Genomic DNA, 14,196 nt, shown 5'->3' with positions numbered 1-14,196 from the left:
GGCGGGGGTCGTCGTCGTGTCAGGCATGCTCGGCGCTCCTCGCCTCTCGGGCCCGCCGGCGCAGCAGCCCGGCCACGCGCAGGGCCATGAACCGGTCCACCGAGATCGCCGCCAGCAGCAGGATCCCGTCGATCGCCTCCACCCACACCGAGCTGACCCCGACCGCGGGCAGCACGCTGTTGATCGAGGTCAAAAGCAGCGCACCGAGCGCCGCGCCGTACACGCTGCCCGAGCCGCCGGTGAAGCCCACCCCGCCGACGACCACGGCGCTGACCACGGTCAGCTCGTAGCCGGTGCCGGTCGAGGCGTCCGCGTACCCGAACCTGGCCAGGTACAGCGCGCCCGCAAGGCCCGCCAGGGCGCCGCAGAGCACGAACGCGCCCAGCACCCGCTTGCGGGTGGGCACCCCGGCCAGGTCGGCGGCCTGCGGGTTCGAGCCGACGGCGTAGAACTCCCGGCCGCTGCGGTAGTTCCTGAGGTAGTAGGCCACCGCGACGAGCACGACCGCGGCCAGGATGCCGAGGTACGGGATCGCCCAGATACCGTCGTGGCCGAAGCTGACGAAGCCCGGGGAGAGCCGGCTCGCGGTGATCTCGCGGGATCCGACCCACACCGAGTCCAGGCCGCGGATGATGTAGAGGGTGCCGAGGGTGACGACCAGCGCCGGCACCCGCCCGACCCCGACCAGCAGGCCGTTGAGTACGCCGAACACGGCGCCGACCGCGACCGCGATCAGCAGGGCGACTGCGGGGTTGCCGCCGCCCTGGATGTAGTCGCCGGCGGCGAACGCGGCGACCCCGAGCACGGAGCCGACCGACAGGTCCACGTTCCGGCTGATCACCACCACGGCCTCGCCGACCGCCACCAGCACCAGGATCGTCGCATTCAAAAGCAGGTCCTTGACGCCCTGCTCGGACAGGAACGCCCCGTTGTCGACCTGCGTCGCGGCCAGCATCACCACCAGCACGGCGAGGATGGCCAGCTCGCGCATGCGCAGCACCCGGTCCAGCAGCGAGGCCGGCGCCGGCGCGGCCACGTGCACGGGTTCAAGAGTCGCGGTCACGACGCGCTCCCCTTCGTTCTCACGCCGGTGGCCGCGGCCATCACCGACTGCTCGGACGCCTGATCGCGCGGGATCTCGGCGGCTATCCGGCCCTCGTGCATCACCAGCACCCGGTCCGCCATGCCGAGGATCTCCGGCAGGTCCGAGGAGATCATCAGCACCGCGACACCCTCGGCCGCCAGCTGGGAGAGCAGCCGGTGCACCTCCGCCTTCGTGCCCACGTCGATCCCGCGCGTCGGCTCGTCCACGATCAGCACGCTCGGCTTGGTGGCGAGCCACTTCGCCAGCACGACCTTCTGCTGGTTGCCGCCCGAGAGGGTGCCGACCAGGTCGCCGAGGCGCGCGTACTTCACCTGCAGCTTCGTCGCCCAGTCCACCGCCCGGTCGCGCTCAGCGCGACGGGAGATCAGGCCGGCCTTCGAGGTCTCCTTCAGGCCGGAGAGCCCGATGTTGCGCTCGATCGTCATCTCCATCACCAGGCCCTGCGCCCGCCGGTCCTCCGGCACCAGCGCGATCCCGGCCGCCATCGCCAGACTCGGCGAACCCGGCCGCAACTCCCGGCCGGACACCTTCACGCTGCCGGCGTCCCACCTGTCGACGCCGAACACGGCGCGGGCGACCTCGCTGCGCCCGGCGCCGACCAGGCCCGCCAGGCCCACGATCTCGCCGGAGCGGACCGTGAAGCTCACGTCGGTGAACACACCCTCGCGCGTCAGCCTGCTCACCTCGAGGGCGACCTCGCCGACCTCCGCGGCCTGCTTGGGATACAGCTCGTCCAGGGTGCGCCCGACCATCCGCTCGACCAGGTCCGACTCCGTCAGACCCTCCACCGGCTCGCTCGCCACCCACGCCCCGTCCCGCAGCGTGGTCACCCGCTGGCACAGCTCGAAGACCTCCTCCAGCCGGTGCGAGATGAACAGCACCGCCGCGCCCTGCTCCCGCAGCGTGCGCACCACGGAGAACAGGCGCGCCACCTCACTGCCCGTCAGCGCCGCGGTCGGCTCGTCCATGATCAGCACGCGGGCGTCGAACGACAGGGCCTTGGCGATCTCCACCAACTGCTGATCCGCGATCGACAAACCGCGCGCGGGACGATCCGGATCCATCACGACACCGAGGCGCGCGAACAACGCCGACGCCGCCGCACGCACCCCCCGGTGATCCACCCGGCCCAGCGACCGGCGCGGCTGACGGCCCATGAAGATGTTCTCCGCCACCGACAGATCCGGAAACAGCGTCGGCTCCTGGTAGATCACCGCCACACCCGCGTCCCGGGCGTCCGCCGGACCCGCGAACTCCAGGGGCGACCCGTCGAGCAGCACTGAACCGGCATCCGGACGATGCACGCCCGCCAGCACCTTGATCAGCGTCGACTTCCCGGCGCCGTTCTCACCGGCCAACGCGTGCACCTCACCGCCGAACAACTCCAGCGACACCCCCCGCAGCGCGCGCACCGCACCGAACGACTTGCTCACCCCCTCGAGCGCGAGCACCGGAACCCGGGAACCCGGGTCAGGGACCGTCATGCGTGACTCCTGAGCTAGAGGTTCCGTCGACGTCGACGGAACGTGAAAGGTTTCAGAGGAATTGCGGCGAGGTTAGCCCGACCCACGGGGCGCGTCAAGGCTTGTCTCACGTTTTTGCAGGTTGACGTTCAGCCAGCGGTCCTGAACACTAATGAAACGAGTTCAAATCTGGTTACAAACGACGCCGAACCGAGCCTTGACGGCCTCCATCGCGCCGGGTAGCCTCCCTATTTGCTGAAACGATTCACGCTCCAAGGCGACCCGTCCCGGCACGCGGCGCGATGAGAAGAGTGAGCATGTCTGATATTCCCGCCGTGAAGTCGGCGCTGAAGGCCCAGGTGATCGAGACCCCGTCGTGGGGCTACGGGAACTCGGGCACCCGGTTCAAGGTCTTCGCCCAGCAAGGCGTGCCGCGCGACCCGTTCGAGAAGCTCGCCGACGCCGCCCGGGTGCACGCCGCCACCGGCGTGGCCCCGCTGGTCTCGCTGCACATCCCCTGGGACACCGTCCCGGACTACGGCAAGCTGCGCGCGCACGCCGAGGACCTCGGCGTGCGCATCGGGATGATCAACTCCAACACCTTCCAGGACGACGACTACCGCATCGGCAGCGTCTGCCACCCCGACCCCGCCGTGCGCCGCAAGGCCATCGCCCACCTGCTCGCATGCGTCGACGTCATGGACGCCACCGGCTCCACCGCACTCAAGCTCTGGTTCGCCGACGGCACCAACTACCCCGGCCAGGACGACATCACCGCCCGCCAGGACCGCCTGCACGAAGCCCTGCAAGCGGTCTACGCCCGGCTCGGGCCCGAGCAGCGCATGGTGCTGGAGTACAAGTTCTTCGAGCCGGCGTTCTACACCACCGATGTGCCGGACTGGGGCACCAGCTACGCCCACTGCCTCAAACTCGGCCCCAAGGCCAAGGTCGTGGTCGACACCGGCCACCACGCCCCCGGCACCAACATCGAATTCATCGTCGCCCTCCTGCTGCGCGAGGGCAAGCTCGGCGCCTTCGACTTCAACTCCCGCTTCTACGCCGACGACGACCTGATGGTCGGCGCGGCCGATCCGTTCCAGCTCTTCCGGATCCTGCACGAGGTCGCCAAGAACGGCGGCCTCGATGCGGCCAACGGCGTCGCGTTCATGCTCGACCAATGCCACAACATCGAGGCCAAGATCCCGGCGATCATCCGCTCCGTGATGAACGTCCAGGAAGCCACCGCCAAGGCCCTGCTCGTCGACCTCGACGCGCTGCGCGCCGCGCAGGCCGCCGGCGACGTCCTCGGCGCCAACGCCGTACTCATGGACGCCTACAACACCGACGTGCGCCCCCTGCTCGCCGAAGTCCGCCAGGAGATGGGCCTGAACCCCGACCCCCTGGCCGCCTACGCCGCCACCGGACACGCCGAGAAGATCATCGCCGACCGCGTCGGCGGCACCCAAGCCGGCTGGGGCGCCTGACCCCCACCCGCCGCACGACCGCGGGCCGCGCCGTCTGAGGGTCGGCGCGGCCCGCATCCACAAGCCAATCCAACCGATCGAGACCATCGAAGGGCCCAGCCCCATGCCTGGCACCAATGACATCGCGGAAGCACTCCTGCGGCGCTCGAACCGGCTCGGAGCCGACCCGCGCAACACCAACTACGCGGGCGGCAACACCTCCGCGAAGGGGCTGGACCGCGACCCGGTGACCGGGAGCGACGTCGAACTGATGTGGGTCAAGGGCTCCGGCGGCGACCTCGGCACGCTCAAGGAATCCGGCCTGGCCGTTCTGCGCGTCGACCGGCTGCGCGCCCTCGCCGACGTCTACCCGGGCGTCGAGCGCGAGGACGAGATGGTCGCGGCGTTCGACTACTGCCTGCACGGCAAGGGCGGGGCCGCCCCGTCGATCGACACGGCGATGCACGGACTCGTCGACGCCGCGCACGTCGACCACCTGCACCCCGATTCCGGCATCGCGCTCGCGTGCGCCGCCGACGGCGAGAAGCTGACCGCCGAGTGCTTCGGCGACGCCGTCGTGTGGGTGCCCTGGCGCCGCCCCGGCTTCCAGCTCGGCCTGGACATCTCCGCGATCAAGACCGCGCATCCCGAGGCCATCGGCTGCATCCTCGGCGGGCACGGCATCACCGCGTGGGGCGCCACCAGCGAGGAGTGCGAGGCGAACTCACTGCGCATCATCCGCACCGCCGAGGCCTTCCTCGCCGAACGCGGCCGCCCCGAGCCCTTCGGCGCCGTCCTGCCCGGCTACGAGGCACTTCCCGAGGCAGACCGTCGCGCCCGCGCCGCCGCCCTCGCCCCGCACCTGCGCGCCATCGCCTCCGCCGACAAGCCGCAGGTCGGCCACTTCAACGACTCCGAGGTCGTGCTCGACTTCGCCGCGCGCGCCGAGCACCCGCGGCTGGCCGCCCTCGGCACCTCGTGCCCGGACCACTTCCTGCGCACCAAGGTCCGCCCGCTGGTCCTGGACCTGCCCGCCACCGCCCCGATCGAGGACGCGATCGCGCGGCTGAAGGAGCTGCATGCCGAGTACCGCGCCGAATACGCGGCCTACTACCAGCGCCACGCGGACGCCGACTCCCCCGCGATGCGCGGCGCCGACCCGGCGATCATCCTGATCCCGGGCGTGGGCATGTTCTCCTACGGCAAGGACAAGCAGACCGCGCGCGTGGCCGGCGAGTTCTACGTCAACGCCATCAACGTCATGCGTGGCGCCGAGTCCGTCTCGACCTACTCCCCCATCGAGGAGTCGGAGAAATTCCGCATCGAGTACTGGGCGCTGGAGGAGGCCAAGCTCGCGCGCATGCCGAAGCCGAAGGCCCTGGCCGCCCGCGTCGCACTCGTCACCGGTGCCGGCTCGGGCATCGGCAAGGCCATCGCGCACCGGCTGGTCGCCGAGGGCGCCTGCGTCGTGATCGCCGACCTCGACGCGGAGAACGCCGCCGCCGTCGCCGAAGAGCTCGGCGGGCCGGACAAGGCCGTGTCCGTCGCGGTCGACGTCACCGACGAGGCGCAGATCGCGGCCGCGTTCGACGCCGCCGTCCTCGCCTTCGGCGGCGTCGACCTCGTCGTGAACAACGCCGGCATCTCGATCTCCAAGCCGCTGCTGGAGACCAGCGCCAAGGACTGGGACCTGCAGCACGACATCATGGCCCGCGGCTCCTTCCTCGTCTCCCGCGAGGCCGCCAGAGTTCTGATCGCCCAGGGGCTCGGCGGCGACATCGTCTACATCGCGTCCAAGAACTCCGTCTTCGCGGGCCCGAACAACATCGCCTACTCGGCCACCAAGGCCGACCAGGCGCACCAGGTCCGGCTGCTCGCGGCCGAGCTCGGCGAGCACCAGATCCGGGTCAACGGCGTCAATCCCGACGGCGTCGTCCGCGGCTCCGGGATCTTCGCCGGCGGCTGGGGCGCGCAGCGCGCGGCGACGTACGGCATCGAGGAGAACAAGCTCGGCGAGTTCTACGCCCAGCGCACCATCCTCAAGCGCGAGGTGCTGCCCGAGCACGTGGCCAACGCCGTGTTCGCCCTCACCGGCGGCGAGCTCACCCACACCACCGGCCTGCACATCCCCGTCGACGCGGGCGTGGCGGCGGCCTTCCTCCGATGAGCGGCAGCGATATCAAGGACAGCGCGTACGCCGCGGTCGACCTCGGCGCGTCCAGCGGGCGCGTCATCGTCGGCCGCGTCGGCCCGGACACGCTCGAACTCACCGAGGCGCACCGGTTCGCGAACCTGCCGGTGCGCGTCCGGTCCACCCTGCACTGGGACGTGCTCTCGCTCTACCAGGGCGTGCTGGACGGACTGCGCGAGGCGGGCAGGCTCGCCGACGGCGCACTCGCGTCGGTCGGCGTCGACAGCTGGGCCGTGGACTACGGCCTGCTCGACGCCGAGGGCGAGCTGATCGGCAACCCCGTGCACTACCGGGACACCCGGACCGAGGGCATGGCCGAGCGGCTCCGCGGCATGATCAGCCAGGCCGCCCTGTACGGAACCACGGGCGTCCAGTACGCACCCTTCAACACCCTGTACCAGCTGATGGCGGCCTCCCGCACCGCGCAGTACGCGGCGGCCGAGCGGGTCCTGCTGATCCCGGACCTGATCACGTACTGGCTGACCGGGCGTCAGGGCACCGAGATCACGAACGCCTCGACCACGCAGCTCGTCAACCCACTGACGCGGGCGTGGGCGTACAACGTCGCGCTGTCCGCGGGTATCGACCTGAGCGTCTTCCCGCCGCTGCGCTCTCCCGGGGACGCGGCCGGCGAGCTACTGCCGCAGATCCTCGAGGCCACCGGGCTCGCCGGTCCGGTCGCCGTGACGACGGTCGCCTCGCACGACACGGCCTCCGCGGTCGCGGCCGTGCCGGCGCGTGCCGGCGAGCGCTTCGCGTACATCTGCACGGGCACCTGGTCGCTCGCCGGACTGGAACTCGATGTTCCGGTGCTGACGGACGAGAGCCGCGCCGCGAACTTCACCAACGAGCTCGGCATCGACGACACGGTCCGGTACCTGCGCAACATCATGGGCCTGTGGCTGCTGCAGGAGTGCATGCGCGACTGGGGCGTCACCGACGTCGCGCCGCTGCTCGCCGAGGCGGCGGCCGTGCCGGCGCTACGCTCGGTCGTGGATGCCGCGGACCCGGTCTTCCTCGCGCCCGGCCGCATGGCCGATCGCCTCGCGCAGGCCTGCCGCGCGTCCGGCCAGCCGGTCCCGGCGAGCCGTGGCGAGATCACGCGGTGCATCCTCGACTCGCTCGCGCTGGCCCACCGCAAGGCCATCGAGGACGCGCAGCGGCTCTCGGACACGGAGGTCGACATCGTCTACATCGTCGGCGGCGGCGCCCGCAACGCGCTGCTGTGCCAGTTGACGGCCGACGCGTGCGGCCTGCCGGTCGTCGCGGGTCCGGCGGAAGGCGCGGCTCTCGGCAACGTGCTGATCCAGGCGCGCGCCCAGGGCGTGATCGGCGACCGGGCCTCGATGCGCGAACTGGTGGCCCGCACGCAGGGCTCCGCGCGTTATGAGCCGTCCGGCGCCCGTGCGGCGTGGGACTCGGCAGCGAAGCGGGTGAACCGCTAATGCGCGTCGCCCTCTTCGCCACGTGCGTCAACGACGCGCTCTACCCGAGCACGGCGATCGCCACCGTGCGGCTGCTCGAACGCCTCGGCGTGAAGGTTGACTTCCCACAGGCGCAGACCTGCTGCGGCCAGCCGCAGTACAACAGCGGCTACCGCAAGCAGGTGGAGCCGCTGGTCACACGCATGGTGAACACCCTCGCCGAGTACGACTACGTAGTGACCCCGTCGGGTTCGTGCGCTGCGATGGTCCGCAATCACTACCCGCGGATCGACGTGAAGTCGACCGAGCTGGCGCCGCGGATGCTGGAGCTGACCGAGTTCCTGGTGGACGTGCTCGGTGTCGAGGACGTCGGCGCGTACTACCCGCACACGGTGACCTACCACCCGTCCTGCCACGGCCTGCGCATGCTCGGCCTCGGCGAGCGGCCGCGCAGGCTGCTGAAGGCTGTCAGGGGCCTGACGCTTCTCGAGCTCCCGGCCGCGGACGAGTGCTGCGGCTTCGGCGGCACGTTCGCGGTGAAGAACCCCGACGTCTCCGCGGCCATGGGCGCGGACAAGGTCGCGCACGCGGAGGAGACCGGCGCCGAGGTGCTGTGCGGCGCCGACAACTCCTGCCTGATGCACCTCGGCGGCCTGATGCGCCGTTCCGGCTCCGCCCTGCGTCCCGTGCACCTGGCGGAGATCCTCGCCTCGACCGAGCAGGAGGTCGCCCGATGAGCGGCGGCACGTACCTCGGCATGCCGAGCTTCCCCGTGGCCGCGAAGACGGCCACGCACGACGGCCGGCTGCGCGGCAACATGCACCGGGCCATGAACACGATCCGCACCCGCCGGGCCAGGGCCGTATCCGAGCTCGACGACTGGGCGCAGCTGCGGCAGGCGGGCAAGGAGATCAAGGACCGCGCCCTGCGGCACCTCGACGAGTACCTGCTGCAGATCGAGGAGCGGGTCACCGAGGCGGGCGGCCACGTGCACTGGGCCGCCGACGCCGCGGCGGCCAACCGGATCGTCGCCGGGCTGGCCAAGGCGGCCGGCGCCGCCGAGGTGGTCAAGATCAAGTCGATGGCCACCCAGGAGATCGGGCTCAACGAGGCCCTGGCCGCGGAAGGCATCGACGCCTGGGAGACCGACCTCGCCGAGCTGATCGTGCAGCTCGGCCACGACCGGCCCTCGCACATCGTGGTCCCCGCGATCCACAGGAACCGCAGCGAGATCCGCGAGATCTTCCGCGCGGAGATGGGCAGGAACGGCCGCCCGGCGCCGGACGACCTCACCGACCGGCCGGCCGATCTCGCCGAGGCGGCCAGGCTGCACCTGCGCGAGAAATTCCTGCGCGCGAAGGTCGCCGTGTCCGGCGCGAACTTCCTCATCGCCGAGACCGGAACCGCGGTCATCGTCGAGTCCGAGGGCAACGGCCGGATGTGCCTGACCCTGCCCGAGACGCTGATCTCCGTGGTGGGCATCGAGAAGGTGCTGCCGACGCAGCGGGACCTCGAGGTCTTCCTGCAGCTGCTGCCGCGCTCGTCCACGGCGGAGCGGATGAACCCGTACACGTCCATGTGGACCGGCGTGACGGCCGGCGACGGACCGTCCGACTTCCACCTGGTCCTGCTCGACAACGGCCGCACCGAGACGCTGGCCGACGAGGTGGGCCGCCAGGCGCTGCGCTGCATCCGCTGCGCGGCGTGCCTGAACGTCTGCCCGGTCTACGAGCGGGCCGGCGGCCACGCGTACGGCTCGGTGTATCCCGGCCCGATCGGCGCGATCCTCAGCCCGCAGCTGCGCGGCATCGACAACCCGGTCGACGCCTCGCTGCCGTTCGCCTCGTCCCTGTGCGGCGCCTGCTACGAGGCCTGCCCGGTCGCGATCGACATCCCCGAGGTTCTCGTGCACCTGCGCGAACGCGCGGTCGAGCAGCCCGGCCACGGCGCCGAGCGCGCCGTGATGAACGCGGCGACCTGGCTGCTCGACCATCCCGCCGCCCTGGCCGCTGCCGAGCGCGCGGCCTCCGCGACCCGGAAGCTGCACCCGCGCACGCTGAACCTCGGGCCGGCCGCCGCCTGGAGCGACACGCGCGACCTGCCCGAAGTCCCGTCAGAATCGTTCCGCGCGTGGTGGAGGAAGCAGCACCGATGACCGACCGCGAACTCATCCTCCAGCGCATCCGCAGCGCCGTGGCGAACGCGCCCGAGCCGCCGGAGATCGCGCGCGACTACGCCGAGCGGCACCACCACGGCGAGCCGGCCGAGCTCGTCGAGCTGCTCGCGGAGAACCTGACGGGCTACCGGGCGCGCGTGCACCGCGCCGACGACGCGGGCCTGCCCGCGCTGGTCGCCCGGCTGCTGGCCGAGCACGGCGACACCAGCGTGGCGGTGCCGGCGGACCTACCGGCGGAATGGCTCAGTGCTCTGACGATCGACGTGCGGCCGGACGCGCCGCTCTCGGCCGTGGAGCTCGACCGGACGAGCGCCGTGATCACCGGCTGCGCGCTGGCCGTCGCCGAGACCGGCACGATCGTGCTGGACGCGGGTCCTGGCCAGGGCCGGCGTGCGCTGACCCTGGTCCCCGACCACCACGTCTGCGTCGTCCGCGTGCCCGGCCAGGTCTACCCCTCGCTTCCGCTGGCCGTGCCGGAACTCGACCTGCGCCGTCCGCTGACCTGGATCTCCGGGCCGTCGGCGACCAGCGACATCGAGCTCGACCGGGTCGAGGGCGTGCACGGTCCGCGCACCCTGGACGTGATCCTGCTGGGCTGAGCCGGCGGCCCGGCTACGGCTGGGCCGCTCCCGGCGACGCCGGGCTCTCGTTCTTCAGCTTCGGGTAGATCATGGCACTGACGATCAGCACCCAGATGCCGGTGGCGAGCAGCCCGATGAAGGCGAGCGGCCCGGCCAGCGAGACGATGCCGATCGCGATCGTGACCCAGCCGAGCCAGGCCGGGAAGGCCTTGCCGAGCAGGAACGCGACGCCGAAGCCGAGTTGCATGGTGGCCAGACCGCCGATCAGCAGACCGCCGGTGAGGTCGTTGTTCATCAGGTTCAGCGTCTGCGCGGCGCCGGCGGTCAGCTGGTCCGGGACGTCCGCCATCGCCAGTGAGATGCCCGCGGAGAGCGCGCCGCCCGCGGCGAAGATGATCGCCCCGGCCAGGGCGACCGTCGCGTACGGACGCGCGCGCTCGGAGCGGCGCAGGTAGTCGCGCAGCAGGGTGAAGAAGAACAGCCCGGCGACGACGGCCCCCGCGGTGACCAGGGCCGAGGCGCGCAGCTGGCCCTGGTGGGCGCTGTAGTACAGCACGATGGAGAGCGGGCTCGCGTTGCTGTCGGGCATCGACCAGGTCAGGCCGATCCCGACGCCGAACAGCACGACGAAGATTAGGCCAAGCAGGGGAACGAGCCAGGGCCGCGGGCCATGCCGGGATTCGGCGAGCTCGGGGTGCGCATCGGGGTCGTAGATCTTGGGGCGGGCGGCTTGGGGGGTGACCATCATCCACCTCCGGGCGGGTGCCGAGGTCAGCGGCTCGCGGGGGTTGGAGTGGCGGACCGCGACCGTCCCGGCCGCGACGTCCCGGCAAGACCCGCGCACCGCGCGGTTGTCGGCAGGATTTTATGCGAGCCCGCCGCCCGCCGCGCGGCAGACCATGCCGCCGGCCCGCACGGCCCTCAGCGCTCGACCCGCGTCTCGTCGCTCGGCAGCCGCAGATCCTCCTCGTCGGAACCTTCGGCGTCGATGTGCGGCAGGACCCGGTCGAGCCAGTTCGGCGTCCACCACGCCCGCTTGCCGAGCAGCGTCATCACCGCGGGCACCAGGAGCAGCCGGACGATCGTCGCGTCGATCAGGACACTGACGGCCAGGCCGAGCCCGAGCATCTTGACGACGATGTTGTTGTCGAGCAGGAACGCGGCGAAGACGCTCACCATGATCAGCGCGGCGCAGGTGATCACGCGTGCCGTGACCTCCAGGCCGTGCGCCACGCTCGCCCTGCTCTCCCCGGTGTCCAGCCAGGCCTCGTGTACCCGGGAGAGCAGGAACACCTCGTAGTCCATGCTCAGTCCGAAGACGATGGCGAACATCATCATCGGGACATAGCTCTCGATGGGCACCGTCCCCGACACCCCGAGCGCGGGCCCTCCCCAGCCCCACTGGAAGACCGCGACCACCACGCCGTAGGACGCGGCGATCGAGACCAGGTTGAGCACCGCGGCCTTGAGCGCCACCAGGGGGCCTCGGAACACGCAGAGGATGATCAGGAACGCGAGGGAGACCACGACCACGATGATCAGCACGAGCCGGCTCGCGATGAGCTGTTCGAAGTCGATCTGCGAGGCCGTCGTGCCGGTGATGTACGCGGTGGCGCCGGTACCGGAGACGGCCGGGGGCAGGACGTTGTCCTTCAGGTCGTTGAAGAGGGCGGTGGTCGCCTCGTCCTGGGGCGAGGTCTTCGATATGACCGTGGACACCAGGATCTCGCCGTCGCCGACCGCCTGCACCGGGCTGGCGCTGGCCGCGCCCGGCACGCTGGCCAGGGCGGAGTTCACCTTCGAGGCGAGCGCCGAGCGGTCGGACTGCGGCACCGCGCTCTGGTCGACGGCGACGGTGAACGGGCCGTTCGCTCCTGGGCCGAAGCCCGTCTCGATCAGGTCGTAGGCGCGGCGGTCGGTGAAGGTCGTCGGGTCGGCGCCGTCGCCGATGTGCCCAAGCTGGATGGAGAACAGCGGAATGGCCAGAATGCCGAGGACGATCACTCCGGCGGCGAGGAACCACCACGGCCGGCGCTGCACGCGCAGGGCGTAGCGGTGCCACGGACCGTGCGCGAGGCCTTCCGCCTCGCCCTGCGCTCGGTCCGCGACCGGCTTGCGCACGGCGATCCAGTCGATCCGGCGCCCGATCAGTCCGAGCAGCGCGGGCACGAGGATCAGCGCGCCGATGACGGCGGTGACGACGGTGACCGCGGCGGCGGCGCCGAGGCGTCCGATGAACTGGATGCGGGAGACGTACAGGCCGGCGAGCGCCACGATCACCGTGCAGCCGGAGACGAGCACCGCGCGGCCCGACGTGGCGACCGAACGGCCCGCGGCCCTGATCGGATCGTCGCCGTCCATCAGGTGCTGCCGATGCCGGGTGACCAGGAAGAGGGCATAGTCGATCCCCACGCCGAGGCCGATCATCGTCGCGAGGGTCGGCGACACGCTGGCGAAGTCGATCGCGCCCGCGATCAGCCCGAGGACGGCGAGTCCCCCGATGACGCTGATCAGGGCGGTGAGCAGCGGAATGCCCGAGGCGATGACGCTGCCGAAGCCGATCAGCAGCACGACGATCGCCACCGCGAACCCGATGGCCTCGCTCGTCTTCTCGGCGGCCTTCGGCCGCGCCAGCTCGCCGAGCGGACCGCCGTACTCGACCTGGACGCCGGCCGCGCGCAGCGGCGCGACCGCCGAGTCGATGCCGTTCAGGTAGGAGTCGCCGTACGACGTGGGGTTCGCGTCGAAGCGGATGGTGATGTAGCCGGTCTTGCCGTCCTTGGACAGCGCGGCGGCGTTCTGCTGGGCCGACGAGCCCGGCAGCGGGCTCTGCACGGACAGCACGTGCGGCAGGTGCTGCAGGGAGGTGACCGCCTGGTCGACCTGGCTCTGCACCGAGGACAGCGGCGCGCTGGGGTCGTACATCACGATCTGCGCGCCGGTGCCGCCGAAGCTCGGCGCATGCTGGGCCAGCACCTGCGCGCCTTCGTACGACTGGGTGCCGGGCAGCGAGAAGTCGTCCGAGTACGTCCCGCCGAACGAGTGGTTCAGCCCTTGCAGAACGCCGAGCCCGGCCAGGAACAGCACAATCATGATCACGCTGCGGCGCGCCGAGAATTCGCCCAGCCTGCGCAGGAGACCCGGCCTGGGCCGATCGGGCGGCACGGCCGGCGGCGCGGGCGCGGTCTTCGGCGAGGACGACATGAGCTGCTCCGTACCAGCGAGGCTAGAACAAGGCGCGGTTCCCATCCTGCGCCCGTATGGCGGTACCGACAGCGCCACTGGGCCACCCGGGTGTTTGACTGAACTGGCAACCCCATAAGGCCGTTCACCTGGGAGGCAGCCGTGGAAGTAGGCCCCGTCGAATACGCGATCGTCACCTTCCCCGGCAGCGAGATGAGCGGCGTGATGGTCCCGGCGATCGGCGATCTGATCAAGCGCGGCGTGATCCGCCTGATCGACCTGGCGCTCATCGAGCGTCGGCCGGACGGCACATTGCGCATCCTCGGGCTCGAGACGCTGCCGCCCGAGGAGCGGGCCGCCTACGCCACCCTGGACGCGCGGTTCAGCGGCATGCTGCGTGCGATGGACATCTCGGACCTGACCGATGCGCTCCCCGCAGGCAGCAGCGCGGCGCTCATGGTGTGGGAGGACACGTGGGCGATGGGCCTGTCCGAGGCGCTGCGCTCCAGCAACGGCGTCCTGGTGGACCGGCAGACCGTTCCACACGAGCTCGTCATGGCCGCGCTCGACGCCCTCGACGCGGAAGGTCCGGGCGCGGAGGGTCCGGGCG

The 14,196-nt window shown here is 71.2% G+C and carries 11 protein-coding genes; 7 read left to right on the top strand and 4 right to left on the bottom strand.

Going from position 1 to position 14,196, the window contains the following annotated elements; translation table 11 throughout:
- Positions 1 to 19: 19 nt before the first annotated feature.
- Complete coding sequence (locus KDK95_RS31155; RefSeq protein ID WP_307844816.1) at positions 20 to 1,063, bottom strand: ABC transporter permease; 1,044 nt, start codon at positions 1,061 to 1,063, stop codon at positions 20 to 22.
- Entirely contained in the window at positions 1,060 to 2,589 is a 1,530-nt protein-coding gene (locus tag KDK95_RS31150; protein WP_212521923.1) for a sugar ABC transporter ATP-binding protein, read from the bottom strand. The genes KDK95_RS31155 and KDK95_RS31150 overlap by 4 nt, the downstream gene beginning before the upstream one ends.
- 296 nt (positions 2,590 to 2,885) lie before the next feature.
- Between KDK95_RS31150 and rhaI the strand changes: the two genes are divergently transcribed.
- The 6 genes from rhaI to KDK95_RS31120 all read left to right on the top strand — a co-directional run bounded on the left by rhaI (position 2,886) and on the right by KDK95_RS31120 (position 10,421).
- On the top strand, positions 2,886 to 4,052 hold the full coding sequence (rhaI, locus tag KDK95_RS31145; protein WP_212521922.1) for an L-rhamnose isomerase: 1,167 nt from the start codon (positions 2,886 to 2,888) through the stop codon (positions 4,050 to 4,052).
- A 103-nt stretch (positions 4,053 to 4,155) separates the two neighbouring features.
- Entirely contained in the window at positions 4,156 to 6,198 is a 2,043-nt protein-coding gene (locus KDK95_RS31140) for a bifunctional aldolase/short-chain dehydrogenase (RefSeq protein ID WP_212521921.1), read from the top strand.
- The gene (locus KDK95_RS31135; RefSeq protein ID WP_212521920.1) at positions 6,195 to 7,667 is read left to right on the top strand and encodes a rhamnulokinase; all 1,473 of its coding nucleotides are present in this window, start codon (positions 6,195 to 6,197) and stop codon (positions 7,665 to 7,667) included. The genes KDK95_RS31140 and KDK95_RS31135 overlap by 4 nt, the downstream gene beginning before the upstream one ends.
- A complete protein-coding gene (locus KDK95_RS31130; RefSeq protein WP_212521919.1) occupies positions 7,667 to 8,383 on the top strand; it encodes a (Fe-S)-binding protein in 717 nt (238 codons plus the stop codon). The genes KDK95_RS31135 and KDK95_RS31130 overlap by 1 nt, the downstream gene beginning before the upstream one ends.
- Positions 8,380 to 9,801, top strand: coding sequence for a LutB/LldF family L-lactate oxidation iron-sulfur protein (locus tag KDK95_RS31125; RefSeq protein ID WP_212521918.1), 1,422 nt, complete (start codon positions 8,380 to 8,382; stop codon positions 9,799 to 9,801). Before KDK95_RS31130 ends, KDK95_RS31125 begins: the two co-directional genes overlap by 4 nt.
- Entirely contained in the window at positions 9,798 to 10,421 is a 624-nt protein-coding gene (locus KDK95_RS31120) for a LutC/YkgG family protein (protein ID WP_212521917.1), read from the top strand. The genes KDK95_RS31125 and KDK95_RS31120 overlap by 4 nt, the downstream gene beginning before the upstream one ends.
- A gap of 13 nt (positions 10,422 to 10,434) precedes the next feature.
- Here the strand turns inward: KDK95_RS31120 and KDK95_RS31115 are convergent, their stop codons facing one another.
- Complete coding sequence (locus KDK95_RS31115) at positions 10,435 to 11,247, bottom strand: hypothetical protein (protein WP_212521916.1); 813 nt, start codon at positions 11,245 to 11,247, stop codon at positions 10,435 to 10,437.
- A gap of 77 nt (positions 11,248 to 11,324) precedes the next feature.
- The gene (locus KDK95_RS31110) at positions 11,325 to 13,607 is read right to left on the bottom strand and encodes an MMPL family transporter (RefSeq protein ID WP_212521915.1); all 2,283 of its coding nucleotides are present in this window, start codon (positions 13,605 to 13,607) and stop codon (positions 11,325 to 11,327) included.
- 141 nt (positions 13,608 to 13,748) lie between these two features.
- On the opposite strand from KDK95_RS31110, the gene KDK95_RS31105 reads away from it, so the two are divergent.
- A partial coding sequence (locus KDK95_RS31105; protein WP_212521914.1) for a DUF6325 family protein occupies positions 13,749 to 14,196 on the top strand: 448 nt, incomplete at its 3' end.

This window comes from Actinospica acidithermotolerans (genome assembly GCF_018139625.1).
Classification (GTDB): domain Bacteria; phylum Actinomycetota; class Actinomycetes; order Streptomycetales; family Catenulisporaceae; genus Actinospica; species Actinospica acidithermotolerans.
This window is presented reverse-complemented; position numbering and strand designations above follow the sequence as displayed.